The following is a 24,149-nucleotide window of genomic DNA, read 5'->3' on the forward strand; positions in this document are numbered from 1 at the left end:
CGTAAATGCCTCCCCGGTTCGTTTATGGAAACCACATGAATATTCTGATCGTTGGGCCCAGTTGGGTCGGTGACATGGTGATGGCGCAGACACTGTTTCAGTGTCTCAAACAGCGCCACCCGCAATGCGAAATCGACGTGCTGGCCCCCGAGTGGAGCCGGCCGATCCTTGAGCGCATGCCCGAAGTGCGCAAGGCCTTGAGCTTTCCGCTCGGCCACGGCGCGCTGGAACTGGCGACGCGCCGGCGGATCGGCAAGTCGCTGGCCGGCCAGTACGATCAGGCGATCCTGCTGCCCAACTCGCTGAAGTCGGCGCTGGTGCCGTTCTTTGCCGGCATCAAGCAGCGCACCGGCTGGCGCGGCGAGTTCCGCTATGGCCTGCTCAATGATGTGCGTACGCTGGATAAAGAGCGTTATCCGCTGATGATCGAGCGCTTCATGGCGCTGGCCTATGAGCCGAACGCCGAACTGCCCAAACCCTATCCGCGCCCGAGCCTGCAAATCGACCCGGTGACCCGCGAAGCCGCGCTGGCCAAATTCGGCCTGACCCTCGACCGTCCGGTGTTGGCCCTGTGCCCCGGCGCCGAGTTCGGCGAATCCAAGCGCTGGCCGTCCGAGCATTACGCCAAGGTCGCTGAAGCACGGATTCGTGAAGGCTGGCAGGTGTGGCTGTTCGGCTCGAAAAACGATCACGCGGTGGGCGAAGACATCCGCGCGCGGCTGATTCCCGGCCTGCGTGAAGAGTCGGTCAACCTCAGCGGCAGTACCTCGCTGGCCGAGGCGATCGACCTGATGTCCTGTGCCGACTCGGTGGTGTCCAACGACTCCGGCCTGATGCACGTCGCTGCCGCACTGAACCGCCCATTGGTGGCGGTCTACGGCTCGACCTCGCCGGGTTTCACCCCGCCGCTGGCCGAGCACGTCGAAGTCGTTCGGCTGGGACTCGATTGCAGTCCTTGCTTCGATCGCACTTGCCGTTTCGGCCATTACAACTGCCTGCGCCAGCTGATGCCGGACGCGGTCAACGATGCCTTGCAGAAACTGCAGGGTACTGTGGTCGAGGTTCATTAAGTTGCGGGTATTGCTGATCAAGACTTCATCGCTGGGCGATGTGATTCATGCGTTGCCGGCGCTGACCGACGCGGCCCGGGCCATCCCCGGGATCAAGTTCGACTGGGTGGTGGAAGAAGGCTTCGCCGAGATTCCGACCTGGCACCCGGCCGTTGGCAAGGTGATTCCGGTGGCGATCCGCCGCTGGCGCAAAAACATCTGGAAAACCATCACCAGCGGCGAGTGGAAACGCTTCAAGCAAAGCGTGCGCGCCAGCAAATACGACCTGGTGATCGATGCCCAGGGCCTGCTGAAAAGTGCCTGGTTGACCCGTTACGTCAAAGCCCCGGTGGCCGGCCTCGATAAAGGTTCGGCGCGCGAGCCGATGGCGGCACGCTTTTACGACCGCAAGCTGGCCGTGGCGCGGGGGCAGCACGCGGTCGAGCGCGTGCGGCAGTTGTTCGCCATCGCCCTCGGTTATGACCTGCCCAAAGGCTTGGGCGATTACGGCCTCAACGTCGAGCGCCTGGTGGAATTGCCGCGCAAGAGCGCATTCGTGGTGTTTTTGCACGGCACCACGTGGGACACCAAGCACTGGCCGGAAGCCTACTGGCGCGAGCTGACCGAGCGGGTCGGCTATCTTGGCGTCGGCGTCAAGCTGCCGTGGGGCAACCCGCTGGAGAAGGCCCGCGCCGAGCGCATTGCCGCCGGGTTCAAGCATGCCGAAGTGTTGCCGAAGCTGAACCTGGCCGGCGTCGGCAAAGTCCTCGCCGGCGCCCAGGCCTGCGTGGCGGTCGACACCGGCCTCGGCCATTTGGCCGCTGCGCTGGACGTGCCGACAATTTCGCTGTTCGGCCCGACCAACCCGGGTCTGACCGGCGCCTACGGCAAGGTGCAGATTCACATGGCCAGTGATTTCCCCTGCGCCCCTTGCCTGCAAAAGAAATGCACTTACCAACCGACTGCGCAGGATGCCCGTCAGTTTGACCTGAAACGCGAGCAGCCTCTGTGCTTCACGCGTGTGAATCCCGAGCGTGTCGCCAGCCGACTGAGCACGTTGTTAATGGCTGAGGAGCTGCGCTGATGCAATTGGCATTCGTCCTGTACAAATATTTCCCGTTCGGTGGTTTGCAGCGCGACTTCATGCGCATCGCCCTCGAATGCCAGAAGCGCGGCCACCAGATCCGTGTCTACACGCTGATCTGGGAAGGTGACGTACCGCCCGGTTTCGAAGTGCTGGTGGCGCCGGTCAAGGCGTTCTTCAATCACCGTCGCAACGAGAAACTCAGCGCGTGGATGGAAGCGGACCTGGCCAAGCGTCCGGTGGACCGGCTGATCGGCTTCAACAAGATGCCCGGGCTGGACGTCTACTACGCCGCCGACGGCTGCTTCGAAGACAAGGCGCAGAACTTGCGCCACTCGCTGTACCGCCGCTGGGGTCGCTATCGCCACTTCGCCGAGTACGAGCGCGCGGTGTTCGCCAAAGATGCGAAAACCGAAGTGTTGATGATTTCCGAAGTCCAGCAGCCGCTGTTCATCAAGCATTACGACACCCCGCTTGAGCGTTTCCACCTGCTGCCGCCGGGCATTGCCCTGGATCGTCGGCGCCCGGCAGATGCCGATGAAATTCGTGCCGGCTTCCGCGCCGAATTCAATCTGAAGGATGACGAACTGCTGCTGGTGCAGATTGGTTCCGGGTTCAAGACCAAGGGCGTCGATCGCAGTCTCAAGGCGCTGGCCGCGTTGCCCGCCGAGCTGAAGAAACGCACCCGGCTGTTTGTAATCGGCCAGGATGACCCCAAATTGTTCCAGATGCAGAGTGCCACTTTGGGCCTGGGCGACAACGTGACGTTCCTCAAGGGCCGCAGCGATATCCCGCGTTTCCTGCTCGGTGCCGACCTGTTGATCCACCCGGCGTACAACGAAAACACCGGTACGGTGCTGCTCGAAGCGCTGGTGGCGGGTTTGCCGGTGCTGGTCAGCGCGGTCTGCGGTTATGCCCATTACATCGCCGAGGCGGACGCCGGGCGAGTGCTGGACGAGCCATTCGATCAGGCGCAACTGACGCAATACCTGACTGACATGTTGAGCGACGCCTCTGCACGCGCGGCCTGGAGCCGCAATGGTCTGGCCTTCGCCGAGACGGCCGACCTCTACAGCATGCCGCAGCACGCGGCCGATGTGATTCTGGCGGAGCACGCTTAAATGAAGTTGATGCTGGCTGAACCGTTCAAGAGCCTCTGGGCCGGACGCGACCCGTTCGCCGAAGTCGAGGGCTTGCAGGGCGAGGTCTACCGCGAGCTGGAGGCTCGACGGACGCTGCGCACGGAAGTCGACGGCCACGGATTTTTCGTCAAGATCCACCGTGGCATCGGCTGGGGCGAGATCTTCAAGAACCTGCTCACCGCCAAGCTGCCGGTACTCGGTGCGGGTCAGGAGTGGAAGGCCATCCAGCGCCTGCAGGAAGTCGGCGTGCCGACCATGACCGCTGTCGCCTACGGTGAGAAGGGCAGCAACCCGGCCGATCAGCATTCGTTCATCGTCACCGAAGAGCTGGCGCCGACCATCAGCCTCGAAGACTACAGCATCGACTGGGTCAAGCAGCCGCCAGAGCCAACGCTCAAGCGTGCGCTGATCGCTGAAGTGGCGCGCATGACCGGCATGATGCACCGCGCCGGGGTCAACCATCGCGACTGCTACATCTGCCACTTTCTGCTGCACACCGACAAGCCGATCACCCCGCAGAGCTTCAAGCTCTCGGTGATCGACCTGCACCGTGCCCAGACCCGCCCGGCAATTACCCAGCGCTGGCGCAACAAGGATCTGGCGGCACTGTATTTCTCGGCGCTGGACATCGGCCTGACCCGTCGCGACAAACTGCGTTTCCTCAAAGGCTATTTCCAGCAGCCGCTACGGCAGATCCTGGCGCAAGAAGCACCGCTGCTGAGTTGGCTCGAAGGCAAGGCCAACAAGCTCTATGCGCGTAAACAGCGTTACGGGGATGCGCTCTGATGGCGGGTTGGATTCTAGAGCCGCAGTACAGCGATCTGGCCGAAGACTTCGGCAGCCTCGAGGCGGTGTTTGCCCTGCAAGGCGAACGCCTGACCCGCGATCCGCTGTCTGAAGTCATTCGCGTGCAGCGCAACGGCGTCAATTACTACGTCAAACGCTACGTCGGCGCCGGCAAGGGTTTGCGCCGTTACCTGGGCAAGCCTCGGGTGAAGATGGAGTGGCAGAACCTCAAGCGCTTCGCCAAGTGGGGTATTCCCACCGCCGAAGTGGTGGCCTGGGGCCTGGAACGGCGCGGCGCCGCCTATGCCCGTGGGGCGATGATCACCCGCGAACTGCCGCGCACCGAAGACCTCTCGGCGCTGGCCGAACGCAACGATCCGAAACTCAAGGATCGCCGCTGGGTCGATGGCATCAGTCGGCAATTGGCCGTTTACACCCGGACCATGCACGATCAGCGCTTTACCCATAACGACCTGAAGTGGCGCAACCTGCTGATCGACGATCAGGCGCAGTTGTTTCTGATCGACTGCCCGAACGGCGATTTCTGGCGCGGCTTCTGGCTCAAATACCGAATCACCAAGGACCTGGCCTGTCTCGACAAAGTGGCCAAATATCACCTGTCGAACACCCAGCGCCTGCGCTTCTACCTGCAATACCGCGGACGTGATCGGCTCAATGCCGCCGACAAGAAACGGATTCGTCACGTGGTGAGATTTTTCGAGGGACGCGAATGACTGATTTCCTGGCCGCTGAAGACCGGGCGCTGCTTGAGCGTCATGGCCTCGGCACTTTCGATGCGCTTTGGGCCAAACAGCTCGAAGCGGTGGACGAGCCGAACACCGATGGCGGTGGCTGGAGCAGCGTGTTTCGCCTGGAGCTCGAAGGGCAGGCCTACTACCTCAAGCGTCAGAGCAATTATCTGACCCGCACCCTGCACGCGCCGTTTGGCGAACCCAGTTTTGCCCGCGAGTTTCGCAATATCAGCCGCTACAACAAGCTGGGGATTCCGGCGCTGCAAGCGGCATTTTTCGGTGAGCGCAAGGTCAAGGGCGACGTCCACGCGATCCTGCTGACCCGTGCCCTCGACGGTTGGGACGACCTTGATTCGCTGTTGCAGCGCTGGTCTGAACTGACCGCTGCGCAGCATTCGGCGATTCTCAAGGCCTGTGGACAACTGGCGCGCCAGCTGCACGGCGTGCGCCAAGTGCACGGTTGCTTCTACCCCAAACACATCTTTTTGCAGGCTGACGGCGAGCGCTACCGGGCGCAACTGATCGACCTGGAAAAGACCCGGCCCTTGTTGTTCGGTCTGCGTGATCGGGTCAAGGATCTGGAACCGCTGCTGCGTCGCGCGCCGGAGTGGAGCGAGGCGCAATTGCGCGAGTTGCTGGTGGCCTATCTCGATCAGCCAATCGACAGCTCGCTGGTCGACAGTTGGGTTACGCGACTGACTGCACGTCGCAGTCGCAAGGAGACCCGTTGATGCGTTTGTCCGAACTGAAAAATGCCGGACGCGCGCCGAGTCTGCCGCTGACGATCACCCTCGCCGATGCGGCAGGCTCTGCGGATCTGCAGTTGCTGAGCCTGCTGCGGGTACTGCCCGGGCAGCGCTATGTCGGTGCCGGCGTGTGGCGCGGCAGGCCGGTGCTGGCCAAATTGCTGGTGGGCAGCAAGGCTGCGCGGCATTTTCAGCGCGAGCTGGCGGGCGTCAAATGGCTCGCCGAGCAAGGCCTGACCACACCGTTGCTGCTGGCCGATGGCTTGCAGGACGGTGAGGGCGGCTGGCTGTTGTTCGAATTCCTTGAAAACGCCGAAAGCCTCGGTGATGCCTGGCAGCAGGTCGAGTCGCTGCCGGTGCTGGCGGATGAGCAATCGGCGGTGCTGGCCGAGGCGCTGGGGGCCATCGGTCAACTGCATGGCAAGGGCCTGTGGCAGGAAGATCTGCACCTGGACAACCTGCTGCGCCACGGCGGTCAGTTGTACTTGATCGATGGCGCCGGGATCTGTGTCGAGACCGCCGGTCAGCCGTTGTCGCGGCAGAAGGTGCTGGAAAACCTCGGAATGTTTTTCGCCCAGTTGCCCAAGTCGCTGGAACCGTTCACCGAAGAGTTGCTGGTGTATTACCTGCTGAGCAACAGCGAGCACGCGCTGCCGCTGGAAGCGTTGCAGAAGCAGATCGCCAAGGTTCGCGCCTGGCGCCTGAAGGACTACCTGATCAAGGTCGGCCGCGAGTGCACCCTGTTCAGTGTGCGCCGCGGTGCATTTGGCCTGCGGGCGATCCGTCGCGAGGAAGAAGCAGCGATGCTGCCGGTGCTGGATCAAGCCGATGCCCTGCTCGATCAGGGCCATCTGTACAAGACCGGCGGCGCGGCGAGCGTCGGCAAGGTCGAGGTGGCCGGGCGCACGTTGGTGATCAAGCGCTACAACATCAAAGGCTTTGCGCACTGGCTCAAGCGTTTCTGGCGCCCGAGCCGCGCGTGGCACTCGTGGCGTGAAGGCAATCGCCTGGCGTTCCTCGGCATTGCCACGCCGAAACCGCTGGCGGTGCTGGAGAAGCGTTTTCTGTGGCTGCGCAGCCGTGCCTATCTGGTGACCGAGTTTTTGCCGGGGCCGGACATCATCGAGCGCTTCGCACCGTACGTCGAAAGCGGCGCGGCGCCGGCGTCCGAGTTGCTGGCGCTGGATCAACTGTTTGCGCGGCTGATTGCCGAACGCATCAGCCATGGCGATTTCAAGGGGCATAACCTGTTCTGGCAGGAGGATCGCTGGGCATTGATCGACCTGGATTCGATGTGTCAGCACGCGTCTGCCAGCAGTTTCGCGCCAGCCTATGCGCGGGATCGGGCGCGCTTCATGCGCAACTGGCCCGAGAGCAGCGCGCTGTATCAGGTGATCGATCAGCGGTTGCCCAAGAGCATCTCCAGCGCGGCCTGAGCCGCCTTCGCGTGCAAGCCCGCTCCCACACATTCCCCTGTAGGAGTGAGCCTGCTCGCGATGAGGCTCTAAAACCCCAAAAAATCCGCCCTCGAGCAACGACGGACAAGCACCACTGACTTGTCCTACAGCTTCTCCGGAAGCCATGAACTGTGCCCACTCCAGCCCCGATGCTAGTTTGCCCTGACCACTTGGGAGCGCATAACTTGACCATCAAAAAGGCTGTAGCACTGAGCGCCTGCTCATGGGTTTTATCCGGTTGCGGCACCGCCGCCTCGGTGCTTCAAATGGACGCCGACGCCGCCCGCGACCTGCGTAAACAGAAAACCTACTGTCAGTCGATTCCACGGATCTACAGCGGTCTGGCGTTTGATTTCTGCGTACTGAATGCCCCGCCTGACCCGACTGGCGTGCTGCTGCCGTTCGTGCTGCTGGATCTGCCGCTGTCGGGTGTGCTGGACACGGTGGTGCTGCCGTACACGATTTATCGTCAGGCCAGTGATGGCAACCTTGGTATCTATTGGCGGCAGCGCGGTTATTGAGCCTGAGCACAAGGTTTATCCAGCCCAATCAACCTGGGGTAATTCGCACAGGGTCATTCCCGCCACGTTTACGCTATAATCCCGCCCTTTAGCTGTCTCTCGCCCGGTGCGAGGGCACATCAATTTTCAAGGCGCATCGCGCCTGAATGCAGACTAAAGAGGCTAGACCCTGTGGCATTGACGATTCTTGGCCTGTCCGGCGCCCTTAGCCATGACCCTTCAGCCGCCTTGTACATCGACGGCAAGCTGGTGGCGGCGGCTGAAGAAGAGCGCTTCGTCCGCGATAAGCATGCAAAGAACCGCATGCCCTACGAATCGGCGAAGTTCTGCCTGGAGCAGGCCGGTATCAAGCCGTCCGACGTTGACGTGGTGGCGATTCCGTTCGCTCCGATCAGCCTGTTCGGCAAGGCCCGCTGGCAGTACGCCAAGCGTTACTGGTACGCCCCGGATCGTGCACTCGACGCGATCCTGATGGGCAACCGTCGCTACAAGCGTTATCGCAACAAGATCGTCTGGTGCCTGGAGCAACTGGGCTTTGATCCGAAGAAGATCAAGATCGAGCCGGTCGAGCACCACTTGGCTCACGCCTCCAGCGCCTACCACTGCTCGGGTTTCAAAGAGAAAACCGCGATCCTCGGTATCGACGGCAAGGGCGAATACGCCACGACTTTCTTCGGTTATGGCGAAAACGGCAAGATCCACAAGATCAAGGAATTCTTTGATCCGGACTCCCTCGGCGGCCTGTACGGCGCGATCACCGAGTTCCTCGGCTTCGACATGCTGGACGGTGAGTTCAAAGTCATGGGCATGGCGCCGTACGGCGACGCCAGCAAATATGATTTCTCGCGTCTGGCCTCGTTCGAGAACGGCGAGCTGGTGATCAACACCGACTACGCCAACGTGATCGGCCTGCGTCGCTACAAGGAAAAAGGCAAGGGTTACTACTTCTCGCCGAAACTGATCGAGTGGCTGGGCCCCAAGCGCGAAGGCGACATCGCCGACGAACCTTACATCCACTACGCCGCCAGCATTCAAGCGCTGTTCGAAAAAATCGCGCTGCAGATGATCGACTACTACCTGGGCGACGTGCTCAAGGAAACCGGCAAACTGGCCTACGCCGGTGGCTGTGCGTTGAACGTTAAGCTCAACCAGAAAATCATCGCGCGCGATGACGTCAAAGAGTTGTTCGTACAGCCTGCTTCCGGTGACGCCGGCACTGCGGTTGGCGCGGCGGCCTATGTGTCCAACGCCCGTGGCGTACCGGTCGAGAAGATGGAACACGTCTACCTCGGCCCGTCGTACAGCAACGAAGACGTGATCGCTGCGTGCGCCCGTCACGAGAACAAGCCGACCTGGCGCAAGCTCGACAACATGCCGGAGCAGATCGCCAAAATCATGGTCGATGGCAACCCGGTGGCCTGGTTCCAGGGCCGCATGGAGTTCGGTCCGCGTGCACTGGGTGGTCGTTCGATCATCGGTTGCCCGAGCGTGGCCGGGGTGGCTGACCGCATCAACCACCAGATCAAGTTCCGCGAGCGCTGGAGGCCTTTCTGCCCGTCGATGCTCGACACCGTGGCTCCGCAGATGATCAAGATCGATCACCCGGCGCCGTTCATGACCTTCACCTTCGAAGTGGCGGAAGAGTGGAAGACCCGCGTGCCGGAAGTCGTTCACGAAGACGGTACTTCCCGTGCCCAGGTGCTCAAGCGTGAATACAACCCGCGCTACTACGACATGATGAAGGCGCTGGAAGTGCTGACCGGCAACGGCGTGTCGCTGAACACCTCGCTGAACCGCCGTGGTGAACCGATGATCTGCTCGCCGACCGACGCCCTGAACATGTTCTTCGGCTCCGATCTGCAGTACCTGATCATGGAAGACATTCTGGTGGTCAAAGAGGGCGCAAACGCTTATGACTCGCTCGGCTGAACGCCATGTGCTGCAGTTCTGTCACGGCTATGACGGGCCGTTCCTCGACTGCGCACGGCAGTACGCCAGCCTGTTCGCGGGCACCGGTTATCGGGTGACCACGGTCTTTCTGACCGGGGCCGCCGATAGCGAGGTGGCCGCAGCGTGTGCTTCCGATGAAGTGTTGTTCATGGAATACAGCTCCAAGGCCATTCGTGGCCTGAAGCTGGGTGCCATCGGCGATCTGCGCAAGATCGCCGCTTCACGCAATTTCAGTTTCTGCATCGCCCATCGCTTCAAGCCGATCTACATCGCCTTGCTCGGCACTTCGCTGCCGGTGATTGGCGTGCACCACGCGTTTGACGATTACAAACGCGGTACGCGCAAACTGTTTGCGCAGATTTTCCGCAAACGCCTGAGCCTGCTCGGCGTGTCCGACGCGGTGCGCGACGACATGCGCCGTTGCCTGCCGAAATGGCCGTCCACCCGCATCCAGACCCTGTACAACCGCATCGATGTGCCGGCCTTGCAGGCCAGTCAGGTGTCGGCCCGCGAAGCGCGCGAAACCCTCGGGCTGGCGGCGGATGCATTCATTGTCGGCAACGTCGGTCGTCTGCACCCGGACAAGGATCAGGCCACGCTGCTGCACGGTTTTGCTGCGGCGTTGCCGGGACTGCCGGGCAACAGCCAACTGGTGATTCTCGGCAAGGGGCGCCTGGAGCAGGACCTGAAGGAATTGGCGCGCGAACTGGGTATCGGTGACCGGGTGCTGTTTCTCGGTCAGGTGCCGGAGGCGCGCAACTACTTTCGCGCCTTCGATGTGTTTGCCCTGAGCTCCGACCACGAACCGTTCGGCATGGTGCTGCTGGAGGCCATGGCCGCCGGCGTGCCTTTGCTCGCTACGGCGTGTGGCGGGGCGAAGGAAGTGGTCGAAGGCGTGGGCATCCTGTTCCCGCTGGGCGATGCCGAACACCTTGCACAAGGCCTGCAACATCTGGCGGGTATGGATGATCAGCAGCGCCGGCAGTGCGCCGAGCTGATGCTCGATCGCCTGCGTGAGCGTTTCTCCGACCGTGCGGTGCGCGACACCTTCTGGCGTCTGCCGCAAGTTACCGATCTGGCACCGAGGGGCTGATGCTCAACCGATTTCAAGGCTGGCGCGAACGTGGCTGGTCGCCCGTTGACGCCTCCACCTATGCAACTGCCTGGCAGCGTTTTGGCGGCAGCGTCGCGACCCATCCGCTGGTGGTCGAGCGTCTGGCCGCGCTGGCCGGCATCCCGGTGCGCTATCTGGCGTGGGAGCAAGGCGGCGAAGTCAAAGCGGCGATCCCGACCTGGGGTCGCGATCTGGCGCTGTCCAAGGACGTGCTCAAGCGCAATGGCAAAAAAGGCCTGTTCGACCTCGGCAATGCCGAACTGATCCTGCCGGCTGCCGTCGATGCCCAGGCACCGCTGCGTCATCGAGCGCGCTACCTGTCGGCACTCAACGAAAACCGCTTCAGCGGCATGAAATTGCAGACCGAACAACTGGCCATGGCGCGTACTCCCGAAGAGTTGTCGAAGAAGTTTCGCTACAACCAGCGCCGCGAATTGCGCCTGCTGGAAGAGGCGGGCGGTGTGGTGCGTGCGGTCGGCGAGTTCTCCAGCACCGAACTGGCGGCGATCTACTGCGATCTGTTCCAGCGCCGCTGGGGCTTTCCGGCCACTGGCGCGGCGCGCATGGCCGAAGTCATCGAGCTGCTGCGCGAACTGCTGATCGGTTCGGTGATCTTCCTCAACGATGCGCCCATCGCCATTCAACTGGTGTACCGCGTCGAAGCGCCGGGGTGGATCAGCGTCGAGTACATCAACGGCGGCGTTGATCCCGAAACCCGCGAATTCAGCCCCGGCAGCGTGTTGAGCTTCCTCAATACGCAAAGCGCCTGGGAACACGCCCGGGCACTGAACAAGCCGCTGCGGTTTTCCTTCGGTCGCGCCGACCGTGAATACAAGGACCGCTGGTGCAATCCTGTGCCGGTGTTCACCGTATGAGTCAGCCCATGAGCCGCAAACAGCAACTGCTCAAGCGTCATCGTCGCAACAAACGCATCACCTTGCTGATCGCCCTGATCGCTTTGATTGCGCTCGGTGTGCTGGTCGCGTGGTGGTTGCCGCTGGTGCTCGCGGTGCTCGGCTGGATCGCCCACGAGGCGTGGTTTGCCGATCATCTGTTCTATTCGCCGAAAGACGATTACCAGTACAGCTTTCCACCATTCACTCCGCAGCCGAAGGTCCATCTGAACGGCGAGCAACTGCGCCTGGACGAGGGCGTGATGCTGGTAGACGAGGCCACGCTGATCCTCGCGGTGCGGGTCAAAAGCAGCTGGCTCGGACGCTTCTTCGATCCGCGCGTCGAACTGTTCGGCGGAACGAATCCGGATGCGCAAACCTTCGAGCGCGGCGTCAATGGCCTGCGTTACCTGAACCTCAGCGGTCAGGCGCAAGCCCTGTCGCAAGGCCGGTTGCGTCTGCGCGGGCGGTTCTGTCGGGTGGCCGGCGAGCCGGTGCTGTGGGCGCTGGAGCAACCGGATTATCGTCGTCAACGGGTGATGGTGATCGCGCCGCATGCCGACGATGCTGAACTCGCGGCGTATGGCTTGTACAGCCAGGCCGAAGAAGCCTGGATCGTCACCCTGACCGCTGGCGAGATCGAAGCCGAACATTATCAGCGGATGGGTATGAACAAGGTCGAGGCGGCACGGCTCAAGGGGCGTCTGCGTGCCTGGGACAGCCTTGCCGTGCCGCGTTGGGCGGGTGTGCCGCAGGAACATTGCGTGCAGCTCGGTTACTTCTGCCTGCAACTGGCGGCGATGCAGGCCGCGCCGAATCAGGCGGTGGGTTCGCGGGAAGCAGACTTGAACGACACGCGACTGTTTCGCCAGTTGAACCCGTTCACTTTGCCGGGCGATGCCGATGGGGCGCCGACCTGGAACAATCTGCTGGCTGACCTGCGTGAAGTGCTGTTGCGCGCGCGTCCGGACGTGATCGTATTGCCGCATCCGACGCTCGATCCGCACCCTGACCATATCTGCGCCCAGCAAGCGGTCTTGCAGGCCTTGCACGATCTGGACTGGCAGCCGACGTTGCTCGGTTACGCCAACCATTTGCACGACAACGACCGCTGGCCGATGGGCAACACCGGGCAGGGCATTGCGCTGCCGCCGGCCTTCGATTCGGCCGTGGCGATGCAGCCGTTGTGCCTGCCGTTGTCGATCGAGTTGCAGCGGGACAAAGCCATGGCGCTGGGCATGATGCATGACCTGCAGCCACCGGCTCCGTTCAAGCGCCGCCTGCGCCGAGTGATTCAGCGCCTGCTGGCGGGGCGGGTACCCTCGGTGTACGGGGAAAACGAATTTTTTCGAAAAGCGGTCAGACGCCAGGAATTGTTCTGGTTATTGAAGCACGGTGAGCCGGGCGATCAGCGGGGAGAGTCATGAGTCAACGGTCCAAGGTGTTGCAGCTGCAACCCGACTACAACGTCAAAGCCCATGATTTCGCCGACCTGGCCGAGCAGATCGTCAAGGCGTTGCCTTCGGATCGGTATGAGGTCACCGCCGCGTTCCTGCGCGGCAAGCCGGGGCCGGGCGAGCCGGTCAGCCGCGCCGACCGTTCGGTGTACTTCGAGTTTTCCGACAAGTCGCTCAAGGGCATGCGCCTGCGGGCGATGTGGCAGCTGTACAAGTTCTGTCGCCGGGAAAAGTTCGACGTGGTGATCTGCAACCGCTTCAAACCGGTGAACATGATGCTCGCGCTCAACCGTTGGTTGAAGGTGCCGCTGTGCATCGGCATCTCCCACGGTTTCGGGGAGTACGACCGCTTTTACCGACGTCGCCAGACCCAGCGCCTGATTGATCGGCACTGGCGTTTCGTCGGCGTGTCACCGGCGGTCAAACAGTACCTGCTGGACTGCGATTGCGGTTTTACTGACCAAAACACCTACGCCATTACCAATGCCATCGACATCGAGCAGGCCGAAGGTTTGCAGCACAGCCGCGAAAAAGCCCGCGAGCTGTTGGGCATTGACCCGAATGTGCGCTTGATCGGCGCACTGGGGCGACTGGTGTCGGTCAAGGGCCACACCTATCTGTTGCAGGCGTTTGCTGCGCTGAAAGACAAATACCCGAACACGCAATTGGCGATCATCGGTGCCGGGCGCCTGCAAACGCCACTGGCGGCCGAGATCGAGCAACTGGGCCTGAGCGGCCGTGCACACCTGCTGGGTTTCAAGGAAAACGCACTGCAATACGTGCGTGCGTTCGATATCTGGACCATGCCGTCGCTGGCCGAAGGCTTGGGGCTGGCGTTGCTCGAAGGCATGAGCGGCCACTTGCCGGTGATCGCCTCGAACGTGCCGGCCATGTTGCCGCTGATCGAGGGTGCCGGCGGGCTGGCGATCACGCCCAAGGATGTGCCGAGCCTGGTCGCCGCGCTGGATAACTATCTGGCGCTGTCGGACGACGAACTCAAGGCCAAGGGCGAGCAGGCCTACCGCTATCTGCAGGAGCAACACGACATCGAGGTGTTCCGTCAGGAATACCTGGACCTGATCGACTCTGGCCTGGAACAGGCTCGCAAGGAGCAGCCGTGAGCGAAGAACAAGCCATGAGCGAAGAACAAGCCACGAGCGAAGCAAACGCCCTCGTCACCGTGATCATCGCCTCGTACAACCATGGCCCGTACATTGAGGAAAGCATCCTCAGCGTCCTCAACCAGAGCTACAAGAACATCGAACTGCTGGTGGTCGATGACGGTTCGAAGGATGACAGCGTCGAGCGCATCAACGCGTTGCAGGCGCAGTACGGTTTCGATTTTCGCGTGCAGCAGAATCAGGGTCTGACCAATACGCTAAACGGTGCCATTGCCCGCGCGAAGGGCAGCCTGATCGTACCGTTCGGCTCCGACGACATCATGTACCCGGAGCGTATCGCCACCCAGGTGGCGTACATGGACGGCAAGCCCGAGGTCGGAATCTGCGCCGGCAACATCGAGTTGATGCATGCCGACGGCAGCCTTTACCCGGAGAAGCGTCAGCGCCGCGACGTGCCGTTCCGCCGCCTCGATTTCGATGACATGTTCCTGGAGCGCAAGCCTTATCCACCGGCACCGACCCTGATGATCCGTCGGGAGGCGCTGGAAAAGGTGGGGGGGTTCGATCCGTCGATTCGTCTTGAGGACCTGTACATCGAGCTGAAGGTGACCCGTGCCGGTTACTTCATCGATGGCCTGAACGTGGTGATGGCGCGCTATCGCAAACACGCCACCAACTCGTACAAGAATCATCGCTTCATGATCGAGAACATTCTGCGCACTTACGCACTGTTCAGTGATCATCCGCTGTACGACGAAGTACGCTTCAAGGCGCTGAACTCGATGTTCCTCAAGACCGCCAACCGCAATCGCAAGCTGGCCCGCGAGCTGTTGGCGCAGATCCCGTTCAAGGCCTGGAACAAGAAGACCTGGCGCGGCCTGGGGCGCTTGCTTTTTTCCCCGCTGGAAAAGGACTGAGGTAACGGTCGCTCGCACTCAGCGAGCGACTTTCTCCGACAGGCGCTTTTCGCCCTTCTGGCGCTGACGCAACCAGTGCAGAACCTTCTTGCCGGCAGCCATGCCCGGTTGCTCGATATAGAGGAACGTCGCGCTGCTGATCAGAATCAGCAAGCATGTGCAGACCGCCACCAAGGGCAGGTACACCGAGGTTTCCCGCGCATCGATGTCCAGCAGCAGTGGCAGCCGTTGCACCATCAGCCACAGGACGAAACCGTGCAGCAGATAGGTGCTGTAGCTGATTTCGCCGAGCCAGCGAATGCTGCGTGGCTTCAGCGCGCCGAACAGGTTGTTGCCGGACGCCACGATCACAAAAAACAGCCCCAGCAGAAACAGCGGTGCAGCCTTGAACGCTCGACTGAACGCGGTGAACGCGATCAGCAGCGCAAGCACGGCGATGATGCTCGCCAGGCGCGACTGGCTCCATGCCACGAGCGCCGGCCGGCGAATCCAGTACGCGGCGGCGATGCCACCGAGAAAGCTCGCCAGAAAGTGCTTTTTCAGCGAATGCTCCCAGCCGATGAATTGGTACAGCGCGTAGATGCCGATCAGGCACAGCACCACTTGCAACCAACTGCCGCGGTAGATGAACACCAGCCCGGCCAGTGGCAGCGCCAGGTAGAAAAACACCTCATAGGCCAGCGTCCAGGTGACGTTGGATATCAGCATGCCCGAGTGGCGGTACTGGTTGATGTCCGGTCGGTCGAACGTCAGCCAGGCGAGAATCTGCTTGAACAGTTCCAGGCCAGGCTCTTTCAGTTGCCAGTTCTGCAAGTGGAAGATCGAAACGAACACCAGCACCATCAGCGGCAGGTACAGCGGGTACAGGCGAAATACCCGTGAGACGCCGAACGCCAGCCAGTCGTGGTCGCGTCCTTGCGCAAGCAGGCGGCTCCAGAACAGAAACCCGGTGATCATGAAGAACAGCGCAACGCTGCCCTGGCCGAGCATCGAATAGAAGTTGCTCGGGGGGAAATCGATCACCCCGGTGCGCAAGAATATCCAGGTAATGATCGAGTGGTGCACGAATACACCAAACGCCAGGTAGCCGCGCAGGCCGTCGATGCTGGCATAACGGCTTTCGCCGGAATGCTGCAGGTGCCGGGCGATTTTCGGTACCGCGCGCAATAACAGGGCGGAGGTGACGATGGCCAGCAGATAGGCGGCCAGCGCAAATAGGGGATTAGTTTCGTTCATCAGTGAACTCGGGCCGCAGTGTTGCCGGCCAGCACTTGCCTGTGCAGATTTTCAACCGCGGATTTAGACGCCGTCATGGCGTACCCCTGGAGCAACGCATCGAGGTGATCCTCGAACAACCAGCGTTTGTCGACAGTGTAACGTTGCATATGACGCAAATTCCGTTGGCGCAGGGAGAGACTGAGCGGGGTAGGGTAGATACGCAGGTCGGCCAGATCAATCAGCCCGAATTCGCCATCTTCCAGTACCAGCACATTGCCCAGATGCAGCGAGCGGAAATACACGCCTTTCTCGTGCAGTTGCGCCATGAATTTGCCAAAGCGCTCTACCAGCGCCTGACGTACCGCCGGGGCGGTAATGCTCTGCAGCACCTGACGCAGGGTGTGGCCCGGCAATGGTGAGTAATGCACGGCGCTGCTGCCATCGTCCAGGCGGTACAGATTCGATACTGGCGGGGTCGGAACGCCCATCTGACGCAATTGTTCACTGTTGACCGCGAAGCGTTCGGAGTAGGGATTGAAACTGCCGGAGGTGTACCAGCGGCGTCGGCGGAACAGTTTGAGGAAGCTGCCGTCGCTCAGGCGCAGGACTTTCGGGCCGAGGCCGTCTTCTTCAATGATCTGCGCTTCGCGGCTCAATTGCTCAAGGTCTGCCGCGGCGAGCTTTTGCACCGGCAGGGTCAACAGGCGACGCGCGCGCTGATTGATGCTCAGCGCCGCGATCAGCGCCAGCGGGATCCACAGCAGGAACCAGTGCTCCTTGGGCCGCGAGATGATTCCACCGCCTTCGGTCAGTCCTGCACCAATACCGAACACCAGCCAGGTCGAGGCAATGATCAGCATGGGCTGCACGCGCTGGCGCCAACTGCTCAGCAAGCCCCAGAGCAGAAAAAACAACCAGGGCAGCAAGCCGATGATGCCGACGTAATACAGAACTCCCAAGACAAAACTGTGCGGCTCCTGAAAGCTGACACCGTTGCCGGGATCGACGGCAAGGGTGGCGCTGTAGCCGTGACCGATCCATGGATGATCAGCAATCATGTGCAGCACTTTCTGCCAGATTTCCAGGCGGTAGGAGTCGCCACGCTCGGTGATCATCTGCCCAAACAGCATGACAACGGTCACACCGCTCAGGGCCAGGGCGATCAGCAGCCCCACCGAGCGTCGGTTCCAGCAAATGAAACACAGCCACAGTGCTGCCATGGTCAGCGCCACCAGCGGGGTTCTGGAGCCGGTACCGATCACCGCCATGAACATGATGGCCATCGCCGGCACGCTGAGCCACATCATCCGGCGGCGTTTGCAGGTCATGGTCACGCTCAGCCAGTAGGCGCTGAAGAACCCGAACAGGTGCGAACTGAGCAGTGGATTGTCGAAGGCGCCACCGCCGATCAGGCGCATCCCCGGTTCATAGACCCGGGCGAACATGAACAGGAAAATGGTGGTGGCAATCAGGGCGACCAGCGCTGCGCCGAACATCAAGGGTTGAAGGATATCGCTGCGGTAGCGCACCAGCAGGTAGCAGCCGGCGAACAACAGCAGGGTATGCAGTGGCGGCTTGAGCATTCCGCCGAAAGGTTCACCGCCCGGTCCCCAGGCCAGACTGAGCAAGGCCCACGCCGCAAACAGCAGAACCGCGATGAAAATCGGCTCGCGCAGCAACTCTCTGAGCTCGCGCGGGCGCAGGCACAATGCGATCAATGTCGGAATGCTGAACAGTCCGTAAAACAGCTTGTGATGCAGGCTTCGGCCCGGCAAAAAGAACAGCGCGCACAGGAGCAGGAAATAGCCGGCGGGAAGTATCCACAGGCTGATGAAATCGAAAATCCGGTTGGACGTACTGCTGAAGCCGCTGAGTTGCATGCTGTGAGATTCATTCCTGAGGTTGATCGACCATTCGAGTGATGGCTATTTGATACGGAAAAAGATGCCTAACAATAACAGCCTTTCGCCGATTGCCAGAACCCTGAAGAAGCTGTGCTAAAGTCAGCGTCCTTTTTATCGACTTTCGCGTGATATGACCGACTCCAGTCCAGCCGCAAGCCCTTCGAGCTTGAAAATCTACTTCCGCCTGCTCGGCTATGTCCGGCCGTACATCAGTCTGTTTCTGATCAGCATCGTCGGTTTTCTGATTTTCGCCTCGACGCAGCCGATGCTCGGCTACATCCTCAAGTACTTTGTCGATGGCCTGTCCAACCCTGAAGCGGTGCTGTTTCCCAGCGTGCCGTATCTGCGTGACCTGCAACTGCTGCAGGCCGTACCGCTGCTGATCATCTTGATCGCCGCCTGGCAGGGGCTTGGCTCCTATCTGGGCAACTATTTCCTGGCCAAGGTCTCCCTGGGCCTGGTGCATGACCTGCGGGTGCAGTTGTTCAACAACCTGCTGGTCCTGCCTAACCGCTATTTCGACAAGCATAACTCCGGTCATCTGATTTCGCGTATCACCTTCAACGTGACCATGGTCACGGGGGCGGCAACAGATGCGATCAAGGTCGTAATCCGTGAAGGGATGACGGTGATCTTCCTGTTCGCATCGCTGTTGTTCATGAACTGGAAGCTGACCCTGGTGATGGTTGCGATCCTGCCGCTCATCGCCGTGATGGTGCGCACGGCGAGCAAGAAATTCCGCAAACAGAGCAAGAAGATCCAGCTGGCGATGGGCGACGTCACGCACGTGGCCTCGGAAACCATCCAGGGCTATCGCGTGGTACGCAGCTTCGGCGGCGAGGCTTACGAAGAACAGCGCTTCCTCAACGCCAGCCAAAGTAACACCGACAAGCAACTGCGCATGACTCGCACCGGTGCGATCTATACGCCGATGCTGCAACTGGTGATCTACACCGCCATGGCCGTGCTGATGTTCCTGGTGTTGTTCCTGCGCGGTGACGCCTCGGCGGGTGACATGGTCGCCTACATCACCCTGGCGGGCCTGCTGCCCAAGCCGATTCGCCAATTGTCGGAAGTCAGCTCGACCATCCAGAAAGGTGTGGCCGGTGCCGAGAGCATCTTCGAGCAACTGGACGTCGAGCCCGAAGTCGATACCGGTACGGTCGAGCGTGACTCGGTCAGCGGTCGTCTGGACGTACGCAACCTGAGTTTCACCTACCCGGGCACCGAACGTCAGGTGCTCGACAACATCAGCTTCTCGGTTCAACCGGGGCAGATGGTGGCATTGGTGGGGCGCTCGGGCAGCGGCAAGTCGACGCTAGCCAACCTGATTCCGCGCTTCTATCACCACGACAAGGGCGAGATCCTTATCGATGACGTGGAAGTCGAACAGTACAAACTGCTCAACCTGCGTCGCCATATCGCCCAGGTGACCCAGCATGTCACCCTGTTCAGCGACACCGTGGCCAACAACATCGCTTATGGCGATCTGGCCGGCGCGCCCCGCGAAGACATCGAGAAAGCCGCGCGTGATGCTTATGCGATGGACTTTATTGCGCAACTGCCTGAAGGCCTGGACACCCAGGTCGGCGAAAACGGCGTGTTGCTGTCCGGTGGCCAGCGCCAGCGCCTGGCGATTGCCCGTGCACTGCTCAAGAATGCGCCGCTGCTGATTCTCGACGAAGCCACCTCGGCGCTCGATACCGAATCCGAACGGCACATTCAGGCGGCGCTGGATCAAGTGATGAAGGGCCGCACCACGCTGGTGATCGCTCACCGTCTGTCGACGATCGAGAAGGCCGATCTGATTCTGGTCATGGATCAGGGGCGGATCGTCGAGCGCGGTACTCACGACGAGTTGCTCGCCCAGAACGGCTATTACGCACGCCTGAACGCCATGGGCCTGGACACTCCGGCCGAAGACATCGCCTGATTCCAGGCCTGACCCTGTGGGAGCGAGCCTGCTCGTGAAAGCGGTGCAACAGACGACATCCGTGTCGAATGTGCACGCGCCTTCGCGAGCAGGCTCGCTCCCACAGTCGTTTGTATCCAGACCTTTACCCTTCTTGACCAAACCGGAATAAATCCGGGCACCGCGCTTGTTAAGGTTCCTCAACGAACTCTGACTTTCATCGAGGGGGCCATCCCCATCGCGCGGGTGCTTTCATGCTGCAACGCTATCTCTGGAAACTGCTGCCCAAGCCGCAGCGGGCCTTTCTGTTGGGGCGCCTGTCGGTGGTCGATCGTCAGGTGGTGAACAAATCGATGTCGGCCAACCTGACGTTTCCCCAAGCCTTCCAGCAGCATTCCTGCCTGTTCATTCACGTCCCCAAATGCGCCGGCAGCAGCATCTGCACGGCAATGTTTGACGGCTGGCGTCCCGGGCATTTGCCGCTGTACTGGTACGAGGCGCAGTTCCCCGCGCAGTTCGCGAGCGCTTTCAAGTTTGCCTTTGTCCGCGACCCGCTGGAGCGCGCCTATTCGGCCTATGCCTTTCTGCGTGGCAACGCGTTGAGCGCGCGCGACCACCCGGCGCAGCAGCTGGTGCGCAAATACCGCGATTTCGACGATTTTGTCGCACGCTGGCTGCACCCGGAAACCATCGCCCGGCAACTGCACTTCGCGCCACAGACGGACTTTCTCGTTGATTCGCTCGGTCACCTGGCGCTGGATTTCGTCGGTTATCAGGAGCACCTGACGCGCGACTTTGGTCTGGTCTGCGCACAGTTGGGGCTGGACAGTCAGTTGCCTCACGTCAACAGTTCGCGGGAGCGGCAATCGATGCCTGTGCGTGAGTTCTGTTGCGTACGCACCCGGCGCCTGGTGCGTCGGGTCTATCAGCGTGACTACGAGTTGCTCGGTTATGAATGAGTCCATGTCACGGGCGGTACAGACGCTCGCCATCCGGCCTTATGGTCTGGCGCTCTCGCACCAGGCCCGGGCTGCGCTCAAGGCGCAGCGCCCATGCTGCCTGTGGCTGACCGGGTTCTCCGGAGCCGGCAAGTCGACCCTGGCCAATGCCCTCGAGCTGCACCTGCATGCGTTCGGTCGACACACTTTTCTGCTCGATGGCGACAACGTGCGCAACGGTCTGTGCCGTGACCTGGGCATGAGTGATGCCTGTCGCCGGGAAAACACCCGGCGCATGGCGGAGGTGGCGCGGCTGATGGTCGACGCGGGATTGATCGTGATCGTCGCCGCCATTTCGCCGTTCCGCGCCGAACGCGATGCCGCACGCCGGCTGTTTGCGCCGGATGAGTTCATTGAGGTGCATGTCAGTACCTCGCTGGACGTCTGTGCCAGGCGCGATCCAAAAGGTCTGTACCAGGCCGTGCGGGAAGGGCGGATCAAGCATTTCACGGGGGTGGACAGTCCTTACGAGCCGCCGCTGACAGCCGAGTGGCAGATCGACACCGAGGACCTCGATTTGTCCGAAGCCTGCCAGCAACTGGCGGCGCTGGTGCTCAAAAAATAAGCAAAATACTCAGCTGTTTCATCCTGTTGCAGGCTGCACTCAAGCCTGCGCCAACCCTGTGTTAATATCGCGCCCCTGTTCATTTTGTATGTGGGTTGCTCCATGAAGTTGTCCATGCCGCGATTCGATCAAGCCCCAGTCTTGGTGGTCGGCGATGTCATGCTCGACCGTTACTGGCATGGTGGAACCTCACGGATTTCCCCTGAGGCACCGGTTCCGGTCGTAAAAGTCGAGCAAATCGAAGACCGCCCGGGCGGTGCTGCCAACGTTGCCTTGAACATTGCCGCGCTGGGTGCGCCGGCGTCCCTGGTCGGTGTGACCGGTGATGACGAAGCCGCCGACAGCCTGAGCAACAGTCTCAAGGGGGCTGGCGTGCGTGCTCTGTTCCAGCGCATTGCGCATCAGCCGACCATCGTCAAGCTGCGGGTCATGAGCCGGCACCAGCAATTGCTGCGTATCGACTTTGAAGAACCGTTTGCCACCGATGCACTGGCCCTGGCCTCGCAGGTCGATGATCTGCTGGAAGGCATCAAGGTGCTGGTGCTGTCCGACTACGGCAAAGGCGCGTTGAAAAACCATCAGGCCTTGATTCAGGCTGCCCGGGCCAAAGGCATTCCGGTGCTGGCCGATCCCAAGGGCAAGGACTTTTCGATCTACCGTGGTGCCAGCCTGATCACGCCGAACCTCAGCGAATTCGAAGCCATCGTCGGCGGTTGCGTCGATGAGCACGAGCTGGTGAGCAAGGGCGCGACCCTGATGCACGATCTCGAACTCGGCGCGCTGCTGGTGACCCGTGGCGAACACGGCATGACCCTGTTGCGCCCGGAGCATCCGGCGCTGCACCTGCCGGCCCGTGCCCGTGAAGTGTTCGACGTGACCGGTGCTGGTGATACGGTGATTTCCACGCTGGCGGCGGCGATCGCTGCCGGTGAAGAGTTGCCGCACGCGGTGGCGCTGGCCAACCTGGCAGCCGGCATTGTGGTCGGCAAGCTCGGTACCGCAGCGATCAGCGCGCCGGAACTGCGCCGGGCGATCCAGCGCGAAGAAGGCTCGGAACGTGGCGTGCTGGGTCTCGAACAACTGGTACAGGCAGTCGCCGATGCTCGCGCGCATAACGAGCGCATCGTCTTCACCAACGGCTGCTTCGACATTCTGCATGCCGGTCACGTGACCTACCTCGAGCAGGCGCGCGCGCAGGGCGACCGTCTGATCGTGGCGATCAACGATGACGCCTCCGTCAGTCGCCTGAAAGGGCCGGGACGTCCGATCAACAGTGTCGACCGGCGCATGGCGGTACTCGCCGGCCTCGGTGCGGTGGACTGGGTGATCAGCTTCCCGGAAGGCACTCCGGAAAACCTGCTGCGCGAGGTCAAGCCAGACGTGCTGGTCAAAGGCGGTGACTACGGCATCGACCAAGTGGTCGGCGCGGACATCGTCAAGGCGTACGGCGGCACGGTGAAAGTGCTGGGGCTGGTGGAAAACAGTTCGACGACAGCGATCGTGGAGAAAATCCGCGGTCACTGATTGACGCTAAAAAAATCGCCCGAACGCGGCCCTGGCCTGCGTTCGGGCGATTTTTTTCGTTTCAGGAACTGACTTTCTTGCGCGGTACGATCTTCTTCAGCAATTGCTTGGCCTTGCCGCGCAACCGCGCCAGTCCCGTGGGCTTTTCCGGCGGTGTCAGGCCTTGCTGGCGCAGCCAGTCCTTCCAGCGAATCCGCTCCTCGCGCACCAGCCAGCCATCCTGTCTGGCAAAGCTTTCGGCCAGATACAGACCGCGCGTGCCGGCCGGATACAGCTGACCTTTCTTCAAGGTGTAGAGTTCGGCCAGCGGCTCGCCATCCTGCAACGGCATCAGGTACAGATCCGGGCGTTTGCGGTCCAGGCGCGCGACCAGTTGATCGCCCTCCAGGCGCTCATCGACATGAAACAGGCTCAGCGACTTGGCTTCTTTTGGTACTTCCAGGCGCAGGTCATAGATCAGTTGCAGCGACGCGGTGGGCAAATGCACATAGGCCCGTGGACGCTCCAATAATTGCAGGTTGGCACAGCGCACCGGCCGCGCCGAGCCGGACAGCGGCGTCAGGCGAAACGGCAGGGCCTCGCGATAATGCAGCGCGGACGAGTAGGGCGCCGGCAGCCAGGTGTCGTTGAAGCGCCCGCCGAGCCAGCCTTCCGGGGTTTCCAGCAGGCACTCCTCGGCAATCTCCTGAATCGCGGTGTGCAGCGGGATGTTCAGCTCATGGGCCGGCACGTAACCGGAGATCAGTTTGAGCACCACGTCACCGCGATCCTGGCGGCGTTGGCGCACCAGCACCCAGTAGTCGCGATTCTGCCAATGCAGGGTCAGGCGCACCGAAACCCCGAGGTTGGCCAGCTCCAGCGCGAAACGCTCGGCGTCCGCCACGCTCACCGGTTTGCGCCGCTGCAAGGTCTGGGCGAAGTTCAGCGGCATGCCCACGCTCTGATAGGTCAGGCCTTCGGGCGAGGCTTCGACGAACAGCGGCAGGGTCTTGAAGTTGCTCGGGTTCTTTCTGATGAGCGTGCGCGGCATGTCGGCTCC

At 61.5% G+C, this 24,149-nt stretch carries 21 protein-coding genes; 18 read left to right on the forward strand and 3 right to left on the reverse strand.

The annotated features are described in order from the left end of the window. The first annotated feature begins 35 nt into the window (after nt 1-35). The 14 genes from waaF (at nt 36) to AC1UK9_RS02615 (ending at nt 14,989) form a co-directional block, all read left to right on the forward strand. Nucleotides 36-1,070: a lipopolysaccharide heptosyltransferase II gene (waaF, locus tag AC1UK9_RS02550; RefSeq protein WP_108592099.1), complete on the forward strand. Its 1,035-nt coding sequence runs from the start codon at nt 36-38 to the stop codon at nt 1,068-1,070. Between the two features lies 1 nt (nt 1,071). Continuing rightward, nucleotides 1,072-2,133: a lipopolysaccharide heptosyltransferase I gene (gene waaC, locus AC1UK9_RS02555; protein WP_025110211.1), complete on the forward strand. Its 1,062-nt coding sequence runs from the start codon at nt 1,072-1,074 to the stop codon at nt 2,131-2,133. Continuing rightward, on the forward strand, nt 2,133-3,254 hold the full coding sequence (locus AC1UK9_RS02560) for a glycosyltransferase family 4 protein (RefSeq protein WP_025110210.1): 1,122 nt from the start codon (nt 2,133-2,135) through the stop codon (nt 3,252-3,254). Before waaC ends, AC1UK9_RS02560 begins: the two co-directional genes overlap by 1 nt. Further along, nucleotides 3,255-4,061 (forward strand): lipopolysaccharide core heptose(I) kinase RfaP, encoded by an 807-nt coding sequence (gene rfaP, locus AC1UK9_RS02565; RefSeq protein ID WP_025110209.1) that lies wholly within the window; start codon nt 3,255-3,257, stop codon nt 4,059-4,061. Then, nucleotides 4,061-4,795 carry a lipopolysaccharide kinase InaA family protein gene (locus AC1UK9_RS02570; protein ID WP_482579266.1) on the forward strand — a complete coding sequence of 245 codons (735 nt, stop codon included), beginning with the start codon at nt 4,061-4,063 and terminating at the stop codon, nt 4,793-4,795. The genes rfaP and AC1UK9_RS02570 overlap by 1 nt, the downstream gene beginning before the upstream one ends. After that, nucleotides 4,792-5,544 carry a lipopolysaccharide kinase InaA family protein gene (locus AC1UK9_RS02575; RefSeq protein ID WP_482579268.1) on the forward strand — a complete coding sequence of 251 codons (753 nt, stop codon included), beginning with the start codon at nt 4,792-4,794 and terminating at the stop codon, nt 5,542-5,544. The genes AC1UK9_RS02570 and AC1UK9_RS02575 overlap by 4 nt, the downstream gene beginning before the upstream one ends. After that, nucleotides 5,544-6,995 (forward strand): lipopolysaccharide kinase InaA family protein, encoded by a 1,452-nt coding sequence (locus AC1UK9_RS02580; protein ID WP_482579270.1) that lies wholly within the window; start codon nt 5,544-5,546, stop codon nt 6,993-6,995. The genes AC1UK9_RS02575 and AC1UK9_RS02580 overlap by 1 nt, the downstream gene beginning before the upstream one ends. Before the next feature lie 206 nt (nt 6,996-7,201). Beyond that, nucleotides 7,202-7,537 carry a YceK/YidQ family lipoprotein gene (locus AC1UK9_RS02585; RefSeq protein ID WP_025110205.1) on the forward strand — a complete coding sequence of 112 codons (336 nt, stop codon included), beginning with the start codon at nt 7,202-7,204 and terminating at the stop codon, nt 7,535-7,537. Nucleotides 7,538-7,708: 171 nt separating this feature from the next. Further along, entirely contained in the window at nt 7,709-9,466 is a 1,758-nt protein-coding gene (locus AC1UK9_RS02590; protein ID WP_025110204.1) for a carbamoyltransferase family protein, read from the forward strand. Continuing rightward, a complete protein-coding gene (locus AC1UK9_RS02595; RefSeq protein ID WP_025110203.1) occupies nt 9,450-10,580 on the forward strand; it encodes a glycosyltransferase in 1,131 nt (376 codons plus the stop codon). Before AC1UK9_RS02590 ends, AC1UK9_RS02595 begins: the two co-directional genes overlap by 17 nt. Then, on the forward strand, nt 10,580-11,476 hold the full coding sequence (locus tag AC1UK9_RS02600) for an antimicrobial resistance protein Mig-14 (protein WP_482579273.1): 897 nt from the start codon (nt 10,580-10,582) through the stop codon (nt 11,474-11,476). The genes AC1UK9_RS02595 and AC1UK9_RS02600 overlap by 1 nt, the downstream gene beginning before the upstream one ends. An 8-nt stretch (nt 11,477-11,484) precedes the next feature. After that, nucleotides 11,485-12,921, forward strand: a complete 1,437-nt coding sequence (locus AC1UK9_RS02605; protein WP_473014285.1) for a PIG-L deacetylase family protein — start codon at nt 11,485-11,487, stop codon at nt 12,919-12,921. Further along, entirely contained in the window at nt 12,918-14,072 is a 1,155-nt protein-coding gene (locus tag AC1UK9_RS02610) for a glycosyltransferase family 4 protein (RefSeq protein ID WP_482579275.1), read from the forward strand. The genes AC1UK9_RS02605 and AC1UK9_RS02610 overlap by 4 nt, the downstream gene beginning before the upstream one ends. A gap of 14 nt (nt 14,073-14,086) precedes the next feature. Beyond that, nucleotides 14,087-14,989, forward strand: a complete 903-nt coding sequence (locus AC1UK9_RS02615) for a glycosyltransferase (RefSeq protein ID WP_025110199.1) — start codon at nt 14,087-14,089, stop codon at nt 14,987-14,989. An 18-nt stretch (nt 14,990-15,007) separates the two neighbouring features. On the opposite strand, the gene AC1UK9_RS02620 is transcribed toward AC1UK9_RS02615, so the two are convergent. Together AC1UK9_RS02620 and AC1UK9_RS02625 are read right to left on the reverse strand one after the other, a co-directional pair. Further along, nucleotides 15,008-16,225, reverse strand: coding sequence for an acyltransferase family protein (locus AC1UK9_RS02620; RefSeq protein ID WP_473014287.1), 1,218 nt, complete (start codon nt 16,223-16,225; stop codon nt 15,008-15,010). Further along, a complete protein-coding gene (locus AC1UK9_RS02625) occupies nt 16,225-18,087 on the reverse strand; it encodes an O-antigen ligase family protein (RefSeq protein ID WP_482579277.1) in 1,863 nt (620 codons plus the stop codon). Before AC1UK9_RS02625 ends, AC1UK9_RS02620 begins: the two co-directional genes overlap by 1 nt. 154 nt (nt 18,088-18,241) lie before the next feature. On the opposite strand from AC1UK9_RS02625, the gene msbA reads away from it, so the two are divergent. The 4 genes from msbA (at nt 18,242) to hldE (ending at nt 23,110) form a co-directional block, all read left to right on the forward strand. Continuing rightward, the gene (gene msbA / locus AC1UK9_RS02630) at nt 18,242-20,044 is read left to right on the forward strand and encodes a lipid A export permease/ATP-binding protein MsbA (protein ID WP_473014289.1); all 1,803 of its coding nucleotides are present in this window, start codon (nt 18,242-18,244) and stop codon (nt 20,042-20,044) included. 233 nt (nt 20,045-20,277) lie between these two features. Then, complete coding sequence (locus AC1UK9_RS02635) at nt 20,278-20,982, forward strand: sulfotransferase family 2 domain-containing protein (protein WP_482579279.1); 705 nt, start codon at nt 20,278-20,280, stop codon at nt 20,980-20,982. Further along, entirely contained in the window at nt 20,975-21,586 is a 612-nt protein-coding gene (gene cysC, locus AC1UK9_RS02640; RefSeq protein WP_473014291.1) for an adenylyl-sulfate kinase, read from the forward strand. The genes AC1UK9_RS02635 and cysC overlap by 8 nt, the downstream gene beginning before the upstream one ends. Nucleotides 21,587-21,688: 102 nt before the next feature. Next, complete coding sequence (hldE, locus tag AC1UK9_RS02645; protein ID WP_025110193.1) at nt 21,689-23,110, forward strand: bifunctional D-glycero-beta-D-manno-heptose-7-phosphate kinase/D-glycero-beta-D-manno-heptose 1-phosphate adenylyltransferase HldE; 1,422 nt, start codon at nt 21,689-21,691, stop codon at nt 23,108-23,110. 61 nt (nt 23,111-23,171) lie between these two features. Here the strand turns inward: hldE and AC1UK9_RS02650 are convergent, their stop codons facing one another. Then, on the reverse strand, nt 23,172-24,140 hold the full coding sequence (locus AC1UK9_RS02650) for a hypothetical protein (RefSeq protein ID WP_025110192.1): 969 nt from the start codon (nt 24,138-24,140) through the stop codon (nt 23,172-23,174). Nucleotides 24,141-24,149 lie beyond the last annotated feature (9 nt).

It is taken from the genome of Pseudomonas sp. AK-TSAG1-1 (assembly GCF_056821665.1).